The following is a 22,366-nucleotide window of genomic DNA, read 5'->3' on the forward strand; positions in this document are numbered from 1 at the left end:
TTGCTTCGAATTCAAAACAGATGTACGTTCATCTCAATGCTTCAGATTCGAAGCACATGAGAGAGGAATGATCATGAAGACGATGCGATTCTTCGAGACGGGCGACCCGTCCGTGCTGATGCTCGACGACGTCGAGACGCCGACTCCGGCTGCGGGCCAGGTGCTGCTGCGCGTGGCGGGGGCGGGCGTGAACCCGGCCGACAACGGCATCCGCTTCGGCCGGCTGCCGATCCCGATCACCCTGCCGCACACCCCGGGCTACGACGCGTCGGGAACGGTGATCTCGGTAGGCGACGGCGTCACCGAAGTCGCCGTCGGCGATGAGGTGGTGGGATTTCTGCCGATGACCGACGACGGCGCCGCGGCGGAGTACGTCATCGCCCCCGCAGAAGCGCTGGTGTCGGCTCCGACCTCGATCGCGCTGGCGGATGCCGCGGGACTTCCGTCCGTGGCCCTCACCGCCTGGCAGGCCCTGTTCGAGTACGCCGACCTGCACGCCGGCCAGCGCATCGTGATCACGGGCGCCGGGGGCGTCGTCGGTCTGCACGCCGTCCGTCTCGCGAAGCGTGCCGGCGCCCACGTGATCGCGACGGCGACCGGGCGCAGTCGCGCCGCTGTGGCGGATGCCGGGGCCGACCAGGTGATCGACCACACGACGACCTCGGCGGCATCCGTCGTCGACGAACCGGTCGACGTCGTCCTCAACCTCGCCCCGATCAGCGCGGAGGAGTTCGTCGCGCTCGCCGCGAGGGTCCGAGACGGCGGTGTGGTCGTGTCGACGACCGCATGGATGGCGACTCCCTCGGACGAGGCGCGGGGCGTCCGAGGCGTGACCGTATTCGTCCGCAGTGACCGGGATCAGCTCGCCGAGCTCGTCCGCCTGGTCGACTCCGGCGAGTTGCGGGTCGACATCGCCGAGCGGATTCCGCTCGCCGCGTTGCCCGAGGTGCACGCCCGGCTCGAGGCGGGTCAGGTGCACGGAAAGATCGTCGTCACGCCGACCGCGTGATCGAGCGGGGTCAGCGCGCGCGGACGAGCGCGTTCACACGCTGCTGCCACTCGCGCAGCTGCCACATCGGGTGGTGCGGGGCGGCGTTCGAGCAGAGGACGACGCCCCACACGCCGCGGTCGAGGGCGGTACGGATGCCGTGTTCCGCCAGCTCGCGACCGGTCTCGGACTCCTCGAACCCGCCGTGCAGCGGCGTGTAGCCGACCCAGCCCTCGCCGATCAGTGCCGGCACGCCCTGCCAGCGCGCCCACTCGGCGATCGCGATGACGCGGGATTCGATCTCGCGGTGCATCACCTCGGCGTAGCGCGGGTACTCGGTGTCGAGCCAGGCGTCCCAGGCCGCGGCATCCACCCAGTCGTAGCCGTAGATCATCTGGTCGGTGACGACCGTGGCGCGCAGCTTCCACTCGGCGGGCCGGCCGTACTCGGCGGGCGTGGGCGCATCGGCGCGCAGCAGGGCGCCCAGGTCGGCGTTCGGGAAGTCCCCGCTCCCCTCGGAACGGATGTCGATGCGCTTCTGGAGGGCGTCGAGCACCCCGTAGCTGTAGACGTGGCACTGCGTGGCCGAGAGGGTGGCGGGCAGCTGGTGCATCGCCAGGTGCGGCGGCTTGCCGATGCTCGCCGTCACGATCAGGTCGGGATGCCGCTGCTGCAGCCCTTCCAACGCGGTCGCCCCGCCGTCGGTCACCGCCGGCAGGATCGAGAAGTCGACCTCGTTGTGGATCTCGACGAGGGCGATGAGGTCGCGGGCGCCCTGTTCGTCGATCCACGCGAGCATCCGGTCCCACGCCTCCGCGAGCACCCGGTAGCGGTCCTCCAACGGCACGGCCTCGACGGCCTCGAACCACCGGGGTGACGCGGCGAACGCGCAGGACTGCTGGTACTCCCAGCTCGAGAGGATCAGCACGAGGCCGTGCCGCCGCGCGGCGGTGAGCAGCGTGGCGAGGTGTGCGCGCACGTCGATCGCGTAGCCGCCGGGGGTGTCGTACCAGCGCGTGCGCTGCCCGTAGTACCCGCCGGATGCCGCGGCTCCGAGCCCCTCGATCGTGAGGTCCCGGGAGAGGTCGTCGAGGCCCAGGTCGCCGAACAGCAGCAAGGGAGCGGCGCAGATGCGGATCGCGTTGTAGCCGAGCGACGCGGCGTCGGCGCACGCGGCATCGAGGTCGGCGTACACGTCTCCCTCGCCGGCGCGGGTGTACCAGGAGAAGTCCCACAGTGTGATCGCGAGACGGTCCGGGAGATGTGCGGGAACGGGTCCTGTCGGTCCGTACGGGTTTTGGGGAAGGTTGCCCGACCCCAGGTAGCGATCGGTCATGCGTTCATCCTCTCGTTCGCGATGGTGCGGCCGTCGGCGGCCAGGTCGCGCAGCGCGGCGGCCTGCGTCCGGCGACGGTCGGCGGTGTCGAGATCGAACACCAGGAGCTCCGGCAGCGAGGTCGCGAAGTAGTCGACCTCGTCGGGTGCGGCCTCGATCTGTGCGGCACGCGCGTCGAGCGCATCCCAGATCGTCTCGGCGGCGGCGGTCTCGCCCAGACGTGCGTGCGCGACGCCGATCCAGAACGTCGCTTCGTCGGCGGGACGCGGAGCGACCGCGAGCCGCGTCGCCGCACAGGCCCGCTCCCAGGCGGCGCGGACGGCCGCGTCGTCGCCCGCGAGGCGGTGCGCGTCGCCGAGGGCAACGAACCGTTCCGCCTGTGGGACGGCGGGATGCCGGCCCTCGCCGAGATTCGCGGGGGCGTCGATCCCCGCCTCGAGCAGGGCGACGGCGGCATCCGCACGGCCCGCGGCGCAGAAGCGTCGCGCCATGAGGCAGGCCGCGCGGTCGTAGGCGGCCAGCACGATTCCCTCGCCGCCTTCGAACGGACGGAACACGCGCGTCGTCAGGATCCGCCACGCGTCGTCGACGCGGTCGGCGTCGAGCAGAAGTCCGACATGGGTGACCGCGAGGTCGTCGCGGGCGTCGAGTGCGGCGGGGTGGCGTTCCATGAGCGCGAGGCGGGCGGAGGCATCCGTTTCCATCAACTGCGCGAGCAGGTCGCGTTCGAGGACGAGACGCGGGTCGGGGCGGTGGGCGAGCGCGGTCTCGTAGAGGTCGGCTGCCCGGGCGGGGTCGCCGCCGGTGCGGACCGTCGCGAGGGCGAGGTTGCGCAGCAGGACCGGGTCGTCGCAGCCCAGGTCCCGGGCGCGCTGGAAAGCCGCGTGGGCGTCGTCGTCGCGCCCGGCGTCGAGCAGCCAGGCGCCGAGCATCGCCGCGGCGGCGGAGGACCCGGCCGCGGTGCCGGCGACGAGGGCATCGAGCTGGTCGAGCCCTGCGGGGAAGGCGCCGCCGAGGTCGAGGAGGTCGGCGGCGGCGCGCTCGGTCGCGGCCAGATCGGGGCGCCCGGCGGCATCCGCCCAGGCGGCGCGGAGGATCAGGCGGACCGGCTCGAGGTTGCCGAACCCGGCGTCGCCGGTCGCCTCGCGCTCGGTCGCGGCGAGGGCCTCGTCGAGCGCGCCGGCGCGGGCGAACTCGGCGCCGGCGTCGAGCGCGGCGCGCGGGTCCGACGGTGCGGGCCCGTCGGAGAGCAGCGCAGTGATCGGGTCGAGCGGGTCGGCGGCGACGAGATCTTCGAGCGCCGTCGCCTCGTCGTGACTCCCGAGTCGGCGCAGCGTCAACACGCGCAGACGGCGCGCCTCGGGAATCGCGTCGGCGGCGTCCGTGAGTCGGAGCGCGTCCGACGCGCGCCCGCCCGCGAGCGCGAGGCGAGCACGGGCGAGGGATGCCGGCGCCGCCCACACCGCGTTCCACGCCGCCCGCGCGAACCGCCGATCGGCCGCGTCGCGCTCGCCGAGGCGCTCGAGCGCGAGCCCGAGCAGGTAGTGCGCCTCGCCATCGCGGGGGTTCAGGTTGCGGCGGGTCTCGCGGGCGACGGCCGCGTCAAGATGTTCGCGCGCCGCGGCGTACTCGGCTCGGGCGAGGTGCCACGCGCCGAGCATCGTGCGGGCGCGGGCATCGTCGGGATCGCGCCGCTGCGCCTCGCGCAGGTAGGGGAGCGGTGACCGGGTGGGATGCCGGTACTGCACCAGATGCGCCGCCGTGAGCAGCAGCTCGTCGGTGCCCTCGATGCGTTCGGGCGCCTCGGGCGCCGTCGCGACCCAGGGCTCCGCGGGCTCGGCGTCCCGGCGCACCCACCGGACGAGGATCGCATCGTCGGCGACGACCGTGACCTCGACCGCGGTTCCGGCGATGCCGACGACGGCGGGGGAGTCGGGGCCGATCGCGACGTCCGTGATCCTCGTGTCACCGCCGTCGACCCTGACCTCGACGCGCGCCGCTCCGTGCGCACGCGTCGTGAGGACGCCGATGCGCGACCGGCCGCCCTCGGTCGTGACCGAGGCCGCGGCATCCGTCGTCGCCTGCCGTGCCGGACCGATGGCGTGCACGGGGAACCAGTGCTGCGAGAACGTCTTCGTCTCGCCGGGCATGAGCCACGCGAAGTCGGGTTGGTTGTCGGTGTACACCCCGGCCATGAGCTCGACGTAGGGTCCGTCGGTGTCGGTGAGCTGGTCGTCCCAGGCGCGTCCGATGGGGCCGTCGCCCCACGTCCACTGCTTCTTGCCGGGCGAGATCGCGGGGTCGGCCCAGTGGACGAATCCGGCGTCGGCGGCGTGGTCGTAGCCGCCGAAGAAGCCGTCCTCGGTGTCGGTGATCATGTACGAGGTCGGTACGGGGATGTTGCTGTACACGTCGATGCGGTCGGCGCCGGGGCGCTCGGCGGCGAGGGCGGGGTAGTCGACGCCGTAGTACGCCCGGTCGGCGTGCGGGAACGCGGTGATCGCGCGGCGGGCGTGGTCGGCGACGTAGCGGACGTCGTCGGGAAAGAACGACTGGTACTGCTCGTGGGATCGCGCGGCGACGTTCGCCCACCACAGGAAGGTCTGCGGCACGTCGGTGCGGTTGTGCAGGCGCACGTCGAGCTCGATGAGTGAGGATCCGGGGCGCAGCCGCACGCCGTGGACTCCCCGCATCCGCTGCAGGGGATCGAGGTCGCTGTGCCAGACGATCGCGCTGCCGTCGTCCTCGCGCTCGATGCGGCTGTCGACGGGGAGGAACGTGGCGGGGCGATGGTGCTGGGGCCAGTTGAACTCGACGCCGCCCGAGATCCACGGGCCGGCGAGGCCGACGAGGGCGGGCTTGATGACGTTGTTCCGGTAGAAGAAGTCGTAGCCCGCGACCTTGTCGTACCCGATGTGGATGCGTCCGCCGAGCTCGGGCAGCAGCATCAGCCGGACGTACGCGTTCTCGAGGTGGATCGCCCGCCACGCCCGCGGCTGCTTCTCGTGCGAGATGGATTCGATCATCGGCAGCGGATACACCCGCCCGCTCGAGCCCTGGTACACGCGCCGGTCGAGGAACGCCGGGTACGGATCGGGGTCGCCCGGCTCGTAGGTGTCGATGACGGTGTCTTCGGACCAGCACGCGACCCCGCCGACCGCGAGCAGAGCCTGCTGGTCGGCGGGGGCATCGGGGAGCAGGATGCGGCTGGGCGCGGCGTCGGGCATGGGGCGAATCTATGCGGGGCGGCGAGCTCGGGCCATGGGTTCGCGTGCGGTCGACATGGACGATTCGACGATGCGGTGCGGCAGGATGAAGGGATGCAGCGCGCGGACGGGTTCGAGCGGCAGCGGCTGAGCGTCGTGCCGCGTCCTGTCGTCGAGGCAGCCCTCGCCAAGCCGGTGACCCGGCGGATGGTGGTGACGGATGCCGGGTACTTTCCACGCGCGGCGGGCCACGGCCGGCATCGCCCTATGGGTGCTCCCGAGACGATCGTCATCGTCTGCGTGTCGGGGGCCGGATGGGTCGAGGCGGGCGGTCAACGGACGCGCGTCGGGTCGGCGACGGCGATCGCCATCCCTGGGGATGTGCCCCATTCCTACGGAGCGGATGCCGCGGATCCCTGGACGATCTGGTGGTGCCACGTGCGCGGTTCGGACGTGCCGGAGCTGGTCGAGGCCGCGGGGGTGTCCGCGGACCGCGTGGTGCTGCCGCTGCGCGCCGTCGAGCGGGCGACCGCCCTGCTCGACGAGATCTCGACCTCGCTGGCGCGAGACACGACGCCCGCGCGGATGGTCGCGGCATCCGGGATGGCGTGGCGGTTGTTCACGCAGCTCGCGGTCGACCGGCTGCTACCGGAGCATGGGACGCCCGTCGAGCGGGCGCTGCGCTACCTCGAGGAGCGCATCGACGGCACGGTGCACGTGGGAGAGCTCGCGGCGATGGTCGGGGTGTCGCCCTCGCACCTCGCCGCCCTGTTCCGCGATGCGACCGGCGGCGGGGTCATCGCGCACCACCTCGCACTGAAGATGGCGCATGCCCGGCACCTGCTCGATACGACCGACCTGCCCGTCGCGGAGGTCGCGCGCCGCGTCGGCATGGACGATGCGTTCTACTTCTCGCGCAGGTTCCGCGTCGCCCACGGAGTGTCCCCGACGGCGTACCGCGGGCAGGGGAAGGGGTAGGGCGTGGCGGTCATTGGCCCGCGGCGGGCGCGACATAACGGTGGTTATCGTGTCGCGGCCGAAGGGGTTAAGAGCGGCCTCGCGCCCCGCCTCGCCGCGAAGTCGACCGGGACGATCTCAAGACCTTCGTCGATGACGACCGCTCACGAGAAGGGCGATCCCCATCAGTTCCGACAGCGCAGCTGAGACCAGAATCGCCCAACCCCAGGTCAGGTTGTTCGTGATAAGAATCAAGCCAGCAATGAGCCCGAGCGTCCCGAGAGCCAGGGAAGTCACCATCCCCGTCGCTTCCATCTTCCTCAGGTCGTCTTCCTGCGGAACGCGAAATAGGGGCATCGTCGCGGGTACTAGTGGGTGCCGTCGAGAATGAGTCGGGTTGCTTCACCCGCGGCATCCCATTGCGGAAAGTGGCCGCAGCGCTCGAACCAGTGCAGCACGGCGTCCGGGAACAGTTCTGTGGCTCGAGAGGCCTGACGGGGTACCGTCACCAGATCACGCCGCCCCCACCCGATCGTGACCCGGCCAGGTACCGAACCGGCCGGGGCGCCCTGTTGCTTGGGTCCTTTTGTGAGGGCGTTCATGGCGGCCCCGGTCGACGGCGAATCGGCCAGTCCGCGCACGTCCGGCAGTACGGTCTCGGGCGAGAGGGCCCACGGCCGCGCCGACAACTGCGCCAGCAGCAGAGTCCGTCCGACGGGGTTGCCCAGCAGGGCCGGCAACGCGCCTCGCAGCGCTCTGACCAGAGTGATCGAGGGCCGCAACGTGGCGCCGAAGACGACGAGCTCGCGGTGGCTCCAGAAGCCGCCCGGGTCCAACGCCACAGCGTCACCGCCGACCCCTCGCCGCGCGAGCTCGAGCACGATTCGGCCGCCCATCGACTGGCCTGCGGTCGAAACCCCGTCCAGCCCCTGCTCGCGGATGAAGTCCGCGACAGAGTCGGTCAACGTGGCGATCGAGACCTCACCGGCCAAGGCCGGAGTCTCACCGAACCCGGGTAAGTCGACGGCGATGACCTCACGATGTTCCGCCAGTTGGTCGAGGATCGGGGTCCAAGACCGCCACCCTGCACCCAGGCCGTGTACGAGTAGCAGAGGGCTGCCGTTCCCGCGTCGAATGTGGTTCAGCGTCACCCACGCAACGCTATCCCGCGCGGGTCTAGGGAGGGCCGGATCGCCAGAAGCAGCCATCGCCCCTGCGTGTGCGTGCGTTCGATCCGCATCCGCGTTTCCATGGTCGCGAGTTCGGCCCGCTTCGGAGAGTCCTGTCCACGGTGGCAGCGAGGGCGACCGTTGCCGACGGCATGCCTGGACGATCCGACGGCCTCGCCGCGCCACGTCGGCTCGCGCTCCTAGGCTCGGACCCGTCCCCGCCCCCGTTGGAGTCCCGATGACGCGCGTCCACACCCTCACCGTCCGCCCGCCCGCCACGACTGAGCTCGCGGACATCCACCCGTCGGCAGGTGTCGACTCCGGCGTCGAGGTGACGGCGCAGTCCGTTCGGCAGGACGGCATCCCGATCTTCCCGATCACCGGCGAGATCCACTACTCCCGCATCCCTCGCGGGGAGTGGATGCCGGTGCTCACCGCCGCCCGCGCCGGCGGACTCACCCACGTGTCGACCTACGTCCTCTGGAACCACCACGAGCCGGAGCGCGGACGGCCGGACTTCACCGGCGGACTCGACGTGCGCGCCTTCCTCGAGACAGCGCGCGACGCCGGTCTCGGGCTCATCCTGCGGATCGGCCCGTACGCCCACGCCGAGGCGCGGCACGGCGGTCTACCCGACTGGCTCGTGGGCTCGGGCCTGCCGCTGCGCACCAACGACCCGGCCTACCTCGCCGAAGTCGAGCGGTGGTACGCCCTGCTGGCCGAGCAGGTCAGCGGCATGCCGCTGTTCTCGATCCAGGTCGACAACGAGCTGTACGACGGCGCCGACCACCTCACCCGGCTGCGCGAGATGGCGGAGGGGCTCGGCCTGCGCGCGCCGATCTGGACGGCGACCGGATGGGGCGGAGCCCAGCTGCCGGACGGTTTCCTCCCGGTCTACGGCGGCTACCCCGAGTCGTTCTGGCTCGATGCGGACGTCGAGCCCGACCTGCGCAGCCACGCGAACTTCTACCCGTCGCCGCGCCGCGACGACGATTCGATCGGCGCCGACCACCGCGCCGGCGAGCCGGTGGCCGAAGCGGTGCGGGCGCCGCATCCGTTCACGACCTGCGAGGTCGGTTCGGGCATGACCTCGGCATATCACCGCCGTCTCGACGTGCCGGCCGCTGATGTCGCGGCCCTCGCGATGGCCAAGCTCGCCTCGGGCAGCGTCTGGCAGGGGTACTACATGTACGCCGACGGCCGGAATCCGCGCCGCGGGCTGCAGGAGTCGCACGCCGCGGCCGGACCGAACGACTTTCCCGAGATCGCCTACGACTTCGGTGCGCCGGTCCAGGTCGACGGCGCGACGCGGCCGAGCTGGGCGGCGCTCCGCCGGCAGCACCTCATGCTCGCGCGGTGGGGTGCGGCGCTCGCCGCCATGCCCGCCTTCTTCGCCGAGGACGCCGTCGACTCGCCCGACCTCACCGGGCTGCGCTGGTCGGTCCGCTCGGACGGGCGACGCGGATTCGTGTTCGTCGTGAACCGGCATCCCGGGGTCGACCTGCCCGCCCACGAGGGTGTGCGGTTCGAGGTGGGCGATACCGTCTTCCCCGAGGTCGACATCCCGACCGGCGCGGTGTTCGCCTGGCCGTTCGGGATGCCGCTCGGCGACGCGACCGTGCACTGGCTCACCGCGCAACCGGTGACCGAGGTGCTGTGGCGGGGAGCGCCGCTGCTGGTCGCGGCGGCGACCGACGGCATCCCGCCCCAGCTCTCGGCCGACGCTGACGTGGCGGAGGTCGGTGCGGACCGCGGACGGATGTGGGAGCTGTCGCGCGAGGGCGGAGTTCTCGCGCGGGTGCTCGTGCTCGATGACGCGGATGCCGAAGCGATCGCTCTCGCCGGCGGGCGGGTCGTCTGGGCGCCCGGCGCGGTCGTGACCGACGATGGCGAGGTGACCATCACGGGGAATGCCGCTGCGTCCCCGCGTCTCGAGGTGCTCGACGACGGCGGGTGGGTGGCAGTCGAGGTCGAGCCCGGACAAGCCGCGGAGGTCGCGGTGACGCTCGAACGGTCCGCCGGGGCGCCCCCGGCCGGCGCCGAACAGGGCGGTCGCGCGTCGATCCCGGCGGAGTGGGATGCCGCCGCGATCGTGACGATCGCGGTCGACCCGGCCGACGAGCGCACGTTGCGCCTGAAGTGGATCGGCGATGTCGCCCGCGCGTGGGCCGCCGACCGGCTCGTCTCCGACGCTCTGTGGACCGGGCGCCCCTGGCGCATCCCGGCCGACCTCCGCGGCGACGCGACCGAACTGCGGATCGAGATCCTGCCCGGGCCGCCGTCCGCACGTGTGCGCTTCCCCGGCCAGGCGCCCGTCGGGGCGGGGATCACGCGCGCGGAGCTCGAGCCGCGCGCGAGCGTGCGTATCTGACGCGTTCCTCGACAGCGCTGTCTGGTGCCGAAAGCGCACCGGCGGCCCGGTTTACAGGGGGGGCGCTCTGGGCACGAGGGGGCGCTCTCGCGCGTGTGCGGCGCGGGCCGGTGCAGGATCGCGCGCGGGAGCCCCAGTATCGAGCGCGCGGGTAGCGTCGCGAGACTCAGTCGCGAGAGCGCCGCCTGTTGCCGAGAGCGCTGCAGGATGCCGGGCACGTCAGGGCGCTCTCGGCACAACGGGACGCTCTCGCGGGCTGAGTCACACCCCTCAACGCGCGGACACCACCGCGTTGTCGATCGCGTCGAGGTCGACCCCCGGCCGCGTGACGGCGTTCGTGAGCAGCACCCACGCGATCCCCGCACCGGGGTGCACCCAGAACTCGGTGCCGGCCCAGCCGCCGTGGCCGTAGACGTCCTGGTCGATGAGGCCGGGCGCGCGCGTGCGGAGGTTCCACGTGAACCCCCAGTCCTGCCCGCGCTCCGCGATGTACGGCTCGAGCCGGGGGATGTCGCCCGTCAGCGGACGCCGCATCATCGCCAGCGTTGCCGGCTGCAGGATGCCGCCGGTCGCCCCGCCTTCGATGCGCAGCAGCTCCGAGCCCAGTCGCAGCAGGTCCTCGGCGCGGCCGACGAGTCCAGCACCCGGATGCCGCAGCGCGGCGAACCGGGCCATGTCGACGCCCGATGCCGCAGCGTCGACCACCTCGACCGAGCCGGCGTGGTCGAGGCTGAGCCCGTCGGCGCCGATCTCGCCGGCCCACTGGGCGACGGCATCCGCCCAGTCGTGCCCGGTCGCGTGCTCGACGAGCGCCGCGATCCCCTCGAACGCGAGCGACGAGTAGCGCGAGGCGCTGCCCGCGGCGAAGTCCCGACCGCGGGTGACGAGCTCCTCACGCAGCGGCGTCACGGGGTCGAGCGGCGGCTCGGCGATGCCGGCGGTGTGCGAGGCGAGGTGACGCAGCAGCACCACGTCGTCGCGCCCCGCGCCGAACTCCGGCGCAGCATCCCGAAGCGGCGTCTCGGTCGTCAGCAGCCCGCGCTCGATCGCCCGCGCCGCGGCGATCCCCAGCAGGGGCTTCGTGATCGAGAAGAGCGGGTACCGATCGGATGCCGCGGCCCCGAACCCCTCCAGGGCGACGGTCCCGTCGGCCGTCGCCACGCCGAGCACGGCCGACGGCAGCCGGCCCGCGTCGACGTGCCCGCGGACGAGGTCGAACGCCGCGCTCATGCGGTCGGCACCTGCAGCACGCCGTTGCGGCGGTGCGGGAGTCGAGTCAGCGACGCGTCGCGGAGCGGTTCGGGCAGCAGCGCGTCGGGTGCGTCCTGGAACGCGACCGGTCGCAGGAACCGGCGGATCGCCGTCGCGCCGACGGAGGTGTGGAGCGACGTCGTCGCGGGCCATGGTCCGCCGTGCTGCTGCGACCACGTTACGGCGACACCGGTCGGCCAGCCTGCGAACAGCACGCGGCCGGCGCGCAGCTGCAGCAGCTCGAGCACCTCGGCGACATCCTCGCCCGCCTCGCTGTGCAGCGTCGCGGTGAGGCTTCCCGGCACGGCACGCAGGGCCCGCAGCAGCTCGGCGTGGTCGCTGTAGCGGACGAGCAGCGTGACCGGTCCGAACACCTCGGCGATCAGCGTCTCGGGGCGCTCGGCGACCGCCGCGGCATCCGTCGTCAACACCACGGGGCGGGCGCCGTCGGGCGTCTCGGCGCCCTGGGCGAGTACCTCGACCGACGGGTCGGCCTCGAGGTCGCGGATGCCGTCGGGGAACGCGGTCGTGATGCGCTCGGTCAGCAGCGGCCCACCCGCCGCGCCGGCGACGGCGTCGGCGACGAGCTGCTCGATGCCGGCATCCCGCGGGATGAAGACGACGCCCGGCTTCGTGCAGAACTGGCCGGCGCCGAGGGTGAACGAGCCGACGAGGCCCGTCGCAAGCGCCTCACCGCGCGCGGCGGCCGCGCCGGTCGTGACGACGACGGGGTTCACGCTGCCGAGCTCGCCGTAGAACGGGATCGGGTCGGGCCGCCCGTTCGCGAGGTCGAACAGCGCGCGACCGCCCGAGAGCGACCCGGTGAACCCGGCCGCCTGGATGACGGGGTGCTGCACGAGCGCGTTCCCGGCCTCGCGGCCCTCGATGAGGGCGAGCGATCCGTCGGGCGCGCCCGCGGCGCGAAGCGCCTCGATCGCGATCGCGGCGGTGCGCTCCGATAGCTCGGGGTGGCCGGAGTGCGCCTTCACGATGACGGGGTTGCCCGCCGCCCACGCCGAGGCGGTGTCGCCACCGCAGACCGAGAACGCGAACGGGAAGTTGGATGCCGAGAACACGGCGACCGGGCCGACGCCGACGAGCAGGCGACGCAGTTCCGGGCGAGGCGGGGTGGCTGCGGCATCCGCGTCGTCGACGGTCAGCTCGAGGTACGAGCCCTCGCGGACGACCGCGGCGAACAGGCGCAGCTGCCCCGTCGTGCGGCCGACCTCGCCGCGCAGACGGACGGCGCCGAGGCGGGTCTCGCGGTCGGCGATCGCCACCAGTTCGTCGGCGTGGGCGTCGAGCGCGTCGGCGACGGCGCTCAACCAGCGGGCGCGATCGTCGGCGGACGACGTGCGCCAGATCGGCGCGGCGGCCGCGGCGGCGTCGGTGAGGCGGGCGAGTTCTTCGGGTGACGTGGTCATCGGAGTCCTTCCGGGTCGGTGAAGCGCAGGCCGAGACCCTCGTGGGGCACCTCGGTCAGCGTTCCGTCGGCGATGGCGACGGGGGAGGGGGTCTCGAGCGCACCGAGGGCGCCGAACGCGGCGTCTTCGATGTCCTCGACGAGGACCTCCTGGGGCAGGACCAGCGCGAGCTGGCCCGACAGTTCGGGCAACAGGTGGGGGTGTAGGTCTATGCCCGCAGCGTGCGCGTCGCCCGCGATCTCGAGGAACGGAGTGATCCCGCCGACGCGGACGATGTTCGGCTGCACGACCTGCGCGGCGCCCGAGCGCACGAAGTCGTCGAAGCGGTAGCGGGTGTGCACATTCTCGCCGAGGGCGATCGGCACTCCCGATCCGGCCCGCAGGCGCCTCGCGAGCTCGATGTGCCCGGCGAGGTCGTCGGCGCGCAGCGGCTCTTCGATCCAAGCGATGTCGGATGCCGCGAGTGCCTCGACGGCGGTCGTCGCCCGGTCGAGGTCCCACCGCTGGTTCGCGTCGACCATGAGTGCGCGGTCGGGTCCGATGACGTCACGCACCGCGGCGACGCGCGCGACGTCGCGGGCGAGGTCGGGGCTGCCGACCTTCATCTTGACGGCGCCGAAGCCGGCATCGACCCAGCGCCGCGCCTGGGCGAGCAGGTCGTCGAGCTCGTAGTGCAGGTTGATGCCGCTGCCGTAGGAGCGCACCGAGTCGCGACGGCGACCGATCGAGGTCGACACCGAGATGCCGGCCGCGCGGGCCGCGGCATCCCACAGCGCGAGGTCGAGACCCGCGATCGCGATCGTCGTGAGGCCGCCGCCACCCGCCTCGTGCAGGTGGCGCCACAGCTCGGGCCAGACCTCCGCCGGCTCGGCCGAGCGGCCGACGGCGAAGGTGGGGATGTCGTGCTGCAGCAGCGCGAGAACCGCCTCGGCGCCGATCTGCGGAGTCCACGAGAAACCCCACCCCTCGGCGCCGTCCGACCGCACGACGTGGGTCGCGATGACGCCGACCGACGTGACGTCGGCGGCCCACGGGCGCGTCAGCGGCACCCGGATCAGCCGGGCGCCGAACGAGGCGATCGTGGTCACAGCAGTGCGCGGCCCGCGGCGAGGATCTCGGCCAGACGGGTCTCCTGCGCCGGGGTCGGGTCGACCAGCGGAGCGCGGACGGAGCCGACCGGCAGCCCTTCGAGACGCAGACCCGCCTTGATGAGCGAGACGCCGAACCCGGGGGTCTCGTCGCGGAGCGCGACGAGCGGCGCGTAGAAGCCGTCGAGGATCGCCATGCGACGCGCCTCGTCACCGTCGACGTACGCGCGGTAGTAGGCGTTCGCGACCTCGGGGATCATCGCGAAGGCGGCCGACGAGTACAGCGGCACGCCGATCCCGCGGTACGCGCCCTGCGTGAGCTCTGCGGTCAGCAGGCCGTTGAAGAACGCGAAGTCCTCACGGCCGGCATCCGCGACCGCCCGCACGATCAGTTGCGTGGCGCCGATGTCGCCGATGCCGTCCTTGAAGCCGACGACCTTCGGGTTCGCGGCGAGCGTGCGGATCGACTCGGCCGTGAACGCCGCCGACCCGCGGTGGTAGATGATGACGGGCAGATCGGATGCCGCGGCGATCGCCTCGACGTAGGCGATGAGCCCGCGCTGCGGGGCCCCCACGAGGTACGGCGGCAGGACGAGCAGGCCGTCGGCGCCGGCATCGGCCGCGGAGCGTGCGACCTCGATCGCGTGGCCCAGAGGGCCGCCGGCTCCGGCGATGACGGGGACGCGACCGGCGACCGCGTCGACCGCGGTGCGGACCACGAGCGCCGACTCGCCGGCGGACAGGGCGTGGAACTCGCCCGTGCCGCACGCGGGGAAGACGCCGCCGGCACCGGCATCCACGCCTGCGGTGACGTGCTGGGTCAGGAGGTCGGTCTCGACGCGGTCCGCCGAGTCGAACGGGGTGACGGGGAAGAAGAGGATGCCGCGGAAGTTCATACCGGCACGTCCTTTCGATCGGAGACGGCGTTCAGGGAGGAGGAGGTGAGTTCGGTCCGCCACGAGTGCTGCGGCCGCCAGCCGAGCACGCGCGCCGCCTTCGCGTTCGAGAACGCGGGCGAGGTGCCGGTGAGGGCGCGGGCGAGGTCGTCGGTCCCGGGGACGAAGCGCGGCAGGAGCTCGGCCAGGGGGGCGTCGGCCAGCGCATCGTCGGCGCCGACGAAGAACACCTCGGCGTTCGGGATGTCGGGGAGCGCCCCCAGCAGCAGGTCGGTGAACGATGCGACGTCGCGGGCGTCGACGTAGTTGAAGAGGGCCGGAGCCGACAGTGCGGGATCGGTGATCCGCTCGGCGACCGTGTGGCCCTGCTGGGTCGGGGCCCCCGCCCATTCCTCGGGCGCGATGACGTAGCAGGGGCGGAACGTCGCGTAGCGGACGTCGTCGCCGGTGCGCCGGTGCAGCATCGTCACGGTCTGCTCGATCATGAGCTTCGAGAGCGCGTACGCGTTCCACGGCCGCGGCGTCGATGTCTCGTCGAGCGGCAGGGACTCGGGCAGCCAGCCCGACGGGTTGCCGTAACCGAGCACGGTGGGGCTGGATGCCGCGACGATGCGGCCGATGCCGGCATCCACCGCTCCGCCGAGGACCGAGACGGCGAGGCCGGTGTTCGTCCGCATGATCACGTCTTCGGGGGCGCTGAACGGCACGGCGATCGCGGCGAGGTGGACGACCGAGTCGGCCTTCGCGCGCACGAGCGTCTCGGCCGTGGCCGCCGCGTCGAGCAGGTCGATCGAGATCTGCTCGACGCCGTCGATGCGGAGGTCGTCGGACGGTGCGCGATCGAGCGAGACGACCTCGTGCCCGAATGCGGCGAGCCCGGCGACGAGGTTGCGCCCGAGCCGGCCGGAGCCGCCGGTGACGACGATGCGGCTCATCGGGGAATCCGCGGTGTCGAGTCGCGGAGGATCGCGACGCCGAGGTCGGCGACCTGCACGGGCAGGCCCGTTTCGAGCGAGCGGTTGCCGGCGATGCCGACCGCGATCGAGCGGACGCCGTCGGTCCAGTCGGCCGGGCGCCCCAGCGGGTCGTCCACGGGGCCGGCGAAGACGTCGGCCAGGAGCAGGGCGTCGCCGCCGCCGTGGGCGGACTCGCCGGACACGATGGGGACCTCGACCGCTTCCTCCCAGTGGCGCTGCACCAGCAGACGCTCGCCCATGGGGCGGAGGCTGGAGTGGGCGGCATCCTGCACCGCACTCGGGTCGACCACCGGGTGCAGCCCGTCGCCGACGAGGACGGCGCCCCGCTCGACGACCTCGAGCTCGGCGCGGCCCTCGGTGCCGTTGATCGCGACGCGGTAGCCCTCCCAGGGGGCATGCGCGTTCAGGGAGTACGACAGGGTCGCGCCCTCCGAATAGTCGACGACGAGGGCGAGGTTGTCCTCGATGGTGATGCCCGGTCCGAAGACGTCGCGGTCGCGGACGTAGCCGTCGTGCTGCTCGGCGTCGAGATACAGCGCGCGCAGGCGCTCGTCGCCGCGGAGGTCGAGCTCGAACGGGTCGCGGTCGCCGTCGTGAGTGCCGCGGTCGGGGCGGTCGCCGAGGCCGCGGGCGGCGGCGTTCTCGGCGCCGTAGAAGCGGAGGGCGCCCGAGGCGAAGACGCGGCGGGGACGCTGCCCGATCCACCAGTTGACGAGGTCGAAGTGGTGGCTCGACTTGTGGACGAGAAGGCCGCCGGAGTGCTCCTTCTCGCGGTGCCAGCGGCGGAAGTAGTCCGCGCCGTGCTGCGTGTCGAGCATCCAGGAGAAATCGATGGAGGTGACGCGACCGATCCGGCCCTCGGCGATGACCTGGCGGAGGGCGGTGTTGCGCGGCGCGTACCGGTAGTTGAAGGTCAGGACGACCGATCGCCCCGTGCGCTCGGCGGCCGCCTCGATCGCGGCGGCGCTGGCCGCGTCGATGGTGAGGGGCTTCTCGACGACGACGTCGGCCCCGGCATCCATCGATCGGACGATCAGCTCGGCGTGCAGGTCGTCGCGCGCGGTCACGATGACCCGCTCGATGCGCTCGGCGCGGATCATGTCCTCGAGCTGGTCGGGCTGCCAGGTGCTCGGAGCGGCGAGGCCGTGGTCGACGAGGCGGTCGACGTAGAACTGTGCGCGGGTCGGGTTCGGCTCGCAGATCGCGACGAGGTCGGCGCGGTCGCGGTAGTCGTCGGCGATGGCGTCCACGTACATCTGTGCGCGGTGGCCTGCGCCGACGAGGGCGTACCGGGTGGTCATGGCTCTCCTTCGTGCCGGACTCCTCCGAGCCGGGAAACAGGCTCAGGAAACGTTTTCTCAGACGGTAGCACGGATGCCGCCGGCTCCGCGAGGAATGTTCTCGAGGGAAAGTGGATCGTTTCAGTCGCGCGATTCAGCGCGTGGGCGCGGCAGTCGTTCCGCGGAGGATGACCTCGGGGACGACGGTGTGCGTGGCGTCGGGCGTCTCGCCCTGCAGCAGGGCGCGGAGTGCTCGCCAGGCGAGGGCGCCGAGCTCCGCCGTCGGGACGGCGGCGGTCGTCAGCCCGGGGGAGGTGTAGCGCGCGAAGGGGATGTCGTCGAAGCCCGCGATCGACAGATCGCCGGGTACGGTCAGACCGCGCTCGGTGGCGGCGCTGAGGAGGCCCATGGCGGACAGGTCGTTGAAGGCGAGGACGGCGGTCGCGCCCGAGTCGAGGACGGCGTCGAGCGAGTCGGCGCCGGCCGCGAAGTCGACACCCGCCGGGATCTCGAAGATCTCGCACCCGTCGAGGGTCGCGCGGGCGTCGTCGAGTGCGGCGAGGCGCTGCGCGTTCGAGGCGCTCCGCTTGGCGCCGGCGAGGTAGGCGATGCGGCGGTGGCCGAGACCGTAGAGGTGGTCGATGACCTCGCGGAGCGGGGTGCGGTAGTCGGCCGCGACGCTGGGGGCGTCGCCGGCGCGGTTCACGAGCACGACGGGCGCCACCTCGGCGAGGACCTCGGCGAGGGCGGCATCCGACATGCGGGGAGCGCAGAGCACGAGACCGTCGGAGCGGCGGCGGGACTCGAGGGCGAGCAGGCGCTCCTGGTCTTCGTGCTCGTCGGAGTCGGCGACGAGCACGTGGTAGCCGTCTGCGACGGCGGCGCGACTGAGGCCGCGGAGCATGCCCTGGAACGTCGGGTTCGAGAGGTCGGGCACGACGACCGAGATCGTCTGGGTCTTGCCGAGGACGAGGCTGCGGGCGAGCGGGTTGGCGGAATAGCCGAGTTCGGTGGCCGACGTGCGGACCCGTTCGGCGAGAGCCGGATCGACGGTCGCGTTGCCGTTCATCACGCGGGAGACGGTCGCCAGCGAGACGCCGGCGTGCTTGGCCACGTCGGTGATCGTGGTCTGCTTCTGCCCTGCCATCGGCTCCCCTTCGCGCCTTCCGGCGTGCGCCATGCGCCATGCGCGCACCAGTGTGGCCATACTATGCGAGGAAACGTTTTATGACGGGAGACGACGATGTCCGGATCTGCTGCTGACCGAGCCGCGAAACGCGAGCGGGTGGCCGGTGTGCGGCGGGATGCCGGGGGTCGCCCATTCGTGCTCTCGTCGCACGAAGCGCTCGCCTGGTACCTCGAGGGCGCCCGCACGCATGTCTCCCTCGCCGGGCCGCCGGTGTTGGCGGTTCGCGTCGACGATGAGGGAGACACGCTGTTCGTCAGCGCGAACGAGGCCGAGCGGCTGATCGCCGAGGAGCTGCTGCCGGAGGATGCCGACCGCGTCGTCCGTGTGCCGTGGCACCAGCCCGTGCTCGAGGCCGCGGGTGCCGGGGTGGGCGAGGCCGAGGTCGCTGCCGCGCTGCGGGCGGCGCGCGCGTCGCTGCTGCCGGCGGAGGCGGATCGTTACCGCGCGCTGGGGCGCGAGACGGCGGAGGTGCTGACGGCTGTCGCGCGCGGGCTGCAGGCGTCGTCGACCGAGCGGTCCGCTGCGGCGGCGCTCGCGTCGGGTCTCGCCGCGCGGGGCATCGATCCGCTCGTGATCCTCGTCGCGGGCGAGGAGCGCTTGCCGCACCGGCATCCGCTCCCCACCGACGGGTCGCTCGGACGTCGGGCGATGCTCGTCGTCTGCGGCCGGCGTCACGGCCTCATCGCGAACGCGACGCGGTGGGTCGGCGAGGCGGGGGCCGACGATGACCGCATCCTCGAGGTCGAGGCGGCGTTCTTCGCCGCGACCCGTCCGGGCGCCCGGTTGAACGACGTCTTCGCGGCCGGGACCGCCGGGTACGCGGCATCCGGGTTCGACGCGGACGAGTGGACGAAGCATCACCAGGGCGGACCGACCGGGTACGCCGGGCGCGACCCCCGCGCGACGTCGCTGACGACGGATGCCGTCGCGTCACCGCACGCGTTTGCGTGGAACCCCAGCGCCCCGGGCGCGAAGGTCGAGGACACCGTGCTCGTGACGGAGTCGGGTATCGAGGCGCTGACGGTCGACCCGGCGTGGCCGACCGTGGAGTTCGCCGGGGTGCGCCGGCCGGTGGCGCGGGCGTTCGGCTGACGCGGCGCGCTCGGATTCGGAGACGTCTATGGCGTTGATCCTGCATTCCCGCACGGGCGCCCGCATCGTGGCGGGTCCCCGCGCGTCGTCGAGGTCGATCAGGCTCGGGAAGCCGGGGCGACGACGCTCCGGCTCGACGCGGCATCCTTCGACCGTCCCGGTGTCGACATGGGGTGGGTGGCAGACATCCCGACGCTTCGAACCGTGTTCCTGCACGACGGATGTGCGCATCGGCGACGGCAGCGATCGGCTCGAGTTCCTCAAGCTCCGGGGCAGGTCGCAGACGGCGCGTATCGTGTGGTCGCATCCGCCCGCGCAGCTCACCACCTTCATGACACACAGCCTGCGGTGGAGCGATCTCGACGATCTCGCGCGCAGCCCTCGACTCGCGTCGGTGCAGGTGTACAACTCCACCCTCGACACGGCGCAGGGATCCATCGATATCTCCGCCTTCGGGGGCTCGACTGCGCTGCGCGAGCTGCACGTGGCGGAGAACCTGCCGGTGCGAGGCGTCCCGGCCGTGCTGGCGGGCGCGCCCCACGCGACCGTGCATGTCGCTCGTGATTTCCATGACGCACCCGACGGAGCGGAGCGGGTCCACCGCATCGCGGTCCCGACCAAGAAGCCCCGCGCCACGCGCTGACGTGAGGGCCCGCTCGAGATGAATGAACTCTCATTCTCGGGATGTGGATAGGGGTCGTTTTCGGCTGATTCTGCCGGGGACGATGTCGGAGGTTGGTGGCAGAGTGCAGGTATGACGGAAGCGATGGAAACCCCCGGTGGCAAGGCATATATCGCTGCCATCGCGGGGATCGTCGCGGACGTCGAGACGGTGGGTCGGCAGATCGCTGCGGGGCAGATCGCGGAGCTTCGCGTGCTCGCCGCGGCGGGACGGTTGGCGGAGGCGCAGAGCGCTCACGCGGACGCGAACGTCCTCCTGCACGACATGGCACTGAGGTCGATCGCTGCAGAAGTCGCCGGGGCAATGCGGATGACCGACCGGACGGTGCAACGCCGGATCGGTGAAGCACGGGTGACCATCGAGGGATTCCCGGCCGCGGTCGCCGCGTGGGAAGCGGGGCGGATCGTCCGCGGACACGTCTCGGCGATCGTGGACGCCGGGGTGAACCTGCCCGCCGAGTTGTGGGCGGAGTTCGAGAAGGTCGCGATCGAACGGTGCGAACGAGACACCCCGAACCGGGTGCGGGGTGAGTTGGAGATCCTCGCGCACCGGATGCACCCGCGATCCTTCGCGGAGAGGCACGAAGAGGCGGCCGCGGGACGTTGCGTCCGGGTGGTCGCCGGCCGGGATGGGATGAGCGACCTGATCGCGACCCTCCCCACCGTGATCGCCGAGGGGATCCACGATCGACTCACCCAACAGGCGCGCGCGATCATCGACACGCGAGGCGAGCGTGCGGCGACCTCCGATGTGATCGCGACCGATGGCCGCTCGACGGACCAGGTCCGGGCTGACGTGTTCTCAGACCTGCTCCTCGCGGGCATCCCGGCGTTGGACGACACCCGGGACACCGCGGCTGGGCCGCTGGGCGCGATCCGCGCACGCGTGCAAGTGCTGATCCCCGCCGCGACACTCACCGGTGCAGATGACGGGCCCTGCGATCTCTCGGGGCGCTCACCGATCGACCCGGTCACCGCTCGCGCGCTCGCCGGTGAAACCGGAGTCTGGGAGCGTCTGCTGCACGACCCCGTCACCGGGGTCACCGTCGCGACGGACTCGTACCGTGTCCCGTCGGGGATGCGCAGGTTCCTGCAAGCTCGGGATCAGCACTGCCGGTTCCCCGGATGCCGGGTCGCCGCCATCCGCTGCGAAGTAGACCACACGCATGATCACGCGCTCGGCGGCAAGACAGAACTCTCGAACCTGGCCCACTTGTGCCAGAGACACCATTCGATGAAGCAGTTCACGGCCTGGAAAGTCCGACAACTCCAGGGTGGTGTCCTCGAATGGACCTCACCCCTCGGCAGGACCTACAGAGAAGACGCACCCACTCCGGCCGTCGCCTTCACCTCTGCCACCGCAAACCCCGGAGACCCGGCGCCCTTCTGATCCGGGCCTCCGGCGGTCAGGTCGGCGCGTCAGCTCCGCGCCCGCGCGTCAGTGCTTCAGCTCCGCCCCGTCACGCGGCTGCGCGCCGGCGCGCCATGAGGGCTCCGACACCGACCGCGATCGCGACGACGCCGGCGAGCCCGAGCCAGAAGACGTCCGGGGCGAAGAGGTTGCCCGCGGTACCCTCCCGGTCGACGCGGTCCATTTGCGCGTAGAGGTTCACCTGCGCGAGCACGACGATCGCGAGGCCGCCCAGGATGAGGGCAGTGCCGACGGTGAGACGCATCAGGATCTCCTCCGGAACGTGGCTGATGCTCCTCACCGTACGACCATCTCGGTCACGCCGTGAAGGTCGACCCCTTCGCCGGCTGATCGCCGTCGCGCCGCTCGATCGCCCGCAGGCTCTTCGCCACGAACCGTGCGATCCGGCGCGCGCCCTCCACGCGGAAGTGCGTGTCGTCGACGAGGCCCTCCGGCCACGCGGCGGTCTCGCCCGGCGCGTAGTGCGACAGCAGACGGGCGGATGCCTCGTCCCCGAGGTCCTCGTAGAGCCAGGTCGTGAACGCCGTGAGGTCGATGAGGTCGACGCCTTCGCCCGCGGCGAGGTCACGGACGGCGTTCGGGTAGTCGCCGTGCGTCGGCGTGACGCGCTCGCCCTCGAACCACCGCCGCTCGCAAGAGGTGCACAGCACCGGGCGGGCACCGCGGTCGCGCACGTCCGCGACCATCCGCCGCAACCGCTCGGTGTACCCACCACGCGAGGCGAGCACCTCCGGCTGCTTCTGGTCGTTGTGCCCGAACTGGATGACGACGATGTCGCCGGGGACGACACCGGACAGCAGCGCATCCCACGTCCCGCTGGCGAGGAACGATTCGGTCGTCGCCCCTCCGAACGCATGGTTGCGCACCGGATCAAGCGTGAACTCGCCGAGGCATTCACCCCAGCCCGCCATCGGTTCCTCACCCACCCTCATAGGTGCGACGGTCGAGTCTCCTGCCAGGTGATAGGTCATCCGCATCCTCCGAAGGTCCGGGACATGGCGATGCGGCGGCCGGGTGATCCCGACCGCC

Annotated in this window: 18 protein-coding genes; 6 read left to right on the forward strand and 12 right to left on the reverse strand. The window is 72.2% G+C overall.

The genetic code is table 11. The features are described from left to right. Positions 1-67: 67 nt before the first annotated feature. Positions 68-1,009 carry an NADP-dependent oxidoreductase gene (locus BLR68_RS07050; protein WP_018187538.1) on the forward strand — a complete coding sequence of 314 codons (942 nt, stop codon included), beginning with the start codon at positions 68-70 and terminating at the stop codon, positions 1,007-1,009. A 10-nt stretch (positions 1,010-1,019) separates the two neighbouring features. Here the strand turns inward: BLR68_RS07050 and BLR68_RS07055 are convergent, their stop codons facing one another. Together BLR68_RS07055 and BLR68_RS07060 are read right to left on the reverse strand one after the other, a co-directional pair. Next, positions 1,020-2,324 carry a cellulase-like family protein gene (locus BLR68_RS07055; protein WP_018187537.1) on the reverse strand — a complete coding sequence of 435 codons (1,305 nt, stop codon included), beginning with the start codon at positions 2,322-2,324 and terminating at the stop codon, positions 1,020-1,022. Beyond that, the gene (locus BLR68_RS07060) at positions 2,321-5,551 is read right to left on the reverse strand and encodes a DUF5107 domain-containing protein (protein WP_018187536.1); all 3,231 of its coding nucleotides are present in this window, start codon (positions 5,549-5,551) and stop codon (positions 2,321-2,323) included. The genes BLR68_RS07055 and BLR68_RS07060 overlap by 4 nt, the downstream gene beginning before the upstream one ends. 93 nt (positions 5,552-5,644) lie before the next feature. On the opposite strand from BLR68_RS07060, the gene BLR68_RS07065 reads away from it, so the two are divergent. After that, the gene (locus BLR68_RS07065) at positions 5,645-6,508 is read left to right on the forward strand and encodes an AraC family transcriptional regulator (RefSeq protein WP_018187535.1); all 864 of its coding nucleotides are present in this window, start codon (positions 5,645-5,647) and stop codon (positions 6,506-6,508) included. 347 nt (positions 6,509-6,855) lie between these two features. On the opposite strand, the gene BLR68_RS07070 is transcribed toward BLR68_RS07065, so the two are convergent. Further along, on the reverse strand, positions 6,856-7,638 hold the full coding sequence (locus tag BLR68_RS07070; protein ID WP_018187533.1) for an alpha/beta fold hydrolase: 783 nt from the start codon (positions 7,636-7,638) through the stop codon (positions 6,856-6,858). Between the two features lie 256 nt (positions 7,639-7,894). On the opposite strand from BLR68_RS07070, the gene BLR68_RS07075 reads away from it, so the two are divergent. Beyond that, positions 7,895-10,027 (forward strand): beta-galactosidase, encoded by a 2,133-nt coding sequence (locus BLR68_RS07075; protein WP_018187532.1) that lies wholly within the window; start codon positions 7,895-7,897, stop codon positions 10,025-10,027. Between the two features lie 270 nt (positions 10,028-10,297). On the opposite strand, the gene BLR68_RS07080 is transcribed toward BLR68_RS07075, so the two are convergent. The 7 genes from BLR68_RS07080 to BLR68_RS07110 all read right to left on the reverse strand — a co-directional run bounded on the left by BLR68_RS07080 (position 10,298) and on the right by BLR68_RS07110 (position 18,090). Continuing rightward, on the reverse strand, positions 10,298-11,257 hold the full coding sequence (locus BLR68_RS07080; protein WP_018187531.1) for a serine hydrolase domain-containing protein: 960 nt from the start codon (positions 11,255-11,257) through the stop codon (positions 10,298-10,300). After that, entirely contained in the window at positions 11,254-12,702 is a 1,449-nt protein-coding gene (locus BLR68_RS07085; protein ID WP_018187530.1) for an aldehyde dehydrogenase (NADP(+)), read from the reverse strand. Before BLR68_RS07085 ends, BLR68_RS07080 begins: the two co-directional genes overlap by 4 nt. Continuing rightward, positions 12,699-13,790, reverse strand: coding sequence for a mandelate racemase/muconate lactonizing enzyme family protein (locus BLR68_RS07090; protein ID WP_018187529.1), 1,092 nt, complete (start codon positions 13,788-13,790; stop codon positions 12,699-12,701). The genes BLR68_RS07085 and BLR68_RS07090 overlap by 4 nt, the downstream gene beginning before the upstream one ends. After that, the gene (locus BLR68_RS07095) at positions 13,787-14,686 is read right to left on the reverse strand and encodes a 5-dehydro-4-deoxyglucarate dehydratase (protein ID WP_018187528.1); all 900 of its coding nucleotides are present in this window, start codon (positions 14,684-14,686) and stop codon (positions 13,787-13,789) included. The genes BLR68_RS07090 and BLR68_RS07095 overlap by 4 nt, the downstream gene beginning before the upstream one ends. Then, on the reverse strand, positions 14,683-15,621 hold the full coding sequence (locus tag BLR68_RS07100; RefSeq protein WP_018187527.1) for an NAD-dependent epimerase/dehydratase family protein: 939 nt from the start codon (positions 15,619-15,621) through the stop codon (positions 14,683-14,685). The genes BLR68_RS07095 and BLR68_RS07100 overlap by 4 nt, the downstream gene beginning before the upstream one ends. Next, positions 15,618-16,964: a Gfo/Idh/MocA family protein gene (locus BLR68_RS07105; RefSeq protein WP_018187526.1), complete on the reverse strand. Its 1,347-nt coding sequence runs from the start codon at positions 16,962-16,964 to the stop codon at positions 15,618-15,620. Before BLR68_RS07105 ends, BLR68_RS07100 begins: the two co-directional genes overlap by 4 nt. A gap of 133 nt (positions 16,965-17,097) precedes the next feature. Beyond that, positions 17,098-18,090: a LacI family DNA-binding transcriptional regulator gene (locus BLR68_RS07110; RefSeq protein WP_018187525.1), complete on the reverse strand. Its 993-nt coding sequence runs from the start codon at positions 18,088-18,090 to the stop codon at positions 17,098-17,100. Positions 18,091-18,267: 177 nt separating this feature from the next. On the opposite strand from BLR68_RS07110, the gene BLR68_RS07115 reads away from it, so the two are divergent. The 3 genes from BLR68_RS07115 (at position 18,268) to BLR68_RS07125 (ending at position 21,295) form a co-directional block, all read left to right on the forward strand. Then, on the forward strand, positions 18,268-19,224 hold the full coding sequence (locus tag BLR68_RS07115) for a M24 family metallopeptidase (RefSeq protein WP_018187524.1): 957 nt from the start codon (positions 18,268-18,270) through the stop codon (positions 19,222-19,224). A 331-nt stretch (positions 19,225-19,555) separates the two neighbouring features. After that, a complete protein-coding gene (locus BLR68_RS07120; protein WP_143015732.1) occupies positions 19,556-19,867 on the forward strand; it encodes a hypothetical protein in 312 nt (103 codons plus the stop codon). Positions 19,868-19,978: 111 nt separating this feature from the next. Next, on the forward strand, positions 19,979-21,295 hold the full coding sequence (locus BLR68_RS07125) for an HNH endonuclease signature motif containing protein (protein WP_018187522.1): 1,317 nt from the start codon (positions 19,979-19,981) through the stop codon (positions 21,293-21,295). A 70-nt stretch (positions 21,296-21,365) separates the two neighbouring features. Here BLR68_RS07125 and BLR68_RS07130 read toward each other — a convergent pair whose 3' ends face one another. Further along, positions 21,366-21,581, reverse strand: coding sequence for a hypothetical protein (locus BLR68_RS07130; RefSeq protein WP_018187521.1), 216 nt, complete (start codon positions 21,579-21,581; stop codon positions 21,366-21,368). A 52-nt stretch (positions 21,582-21,633) separates the two neighbouring features. Beyond that, positions 21,634-22,308 (reverse strand): rhamnogalacturonan acetylesterase, encoded by a 675-nt coding sequence (locus BLR68_RS07135; protein ID WP_040570578.1) that lies wholly within the window; start codon positions 22,306-22,308, stop codon positions 21,634-21,636. Between the last annotated feature and the right edge of the window lie 58 nt (positions 22,309-22,366).

It is taken from the genome of Microbacterium sp. 77mftsu3.1, assembly GCF_900100525.1.
Taxonomy (GTDB): domain Bacteria; phylum Actinomycetota; class Actinomycetes; order Actinomycetales; family Microbacteriaceae; genus Microbacterium; species Microbacterium aquilitoris.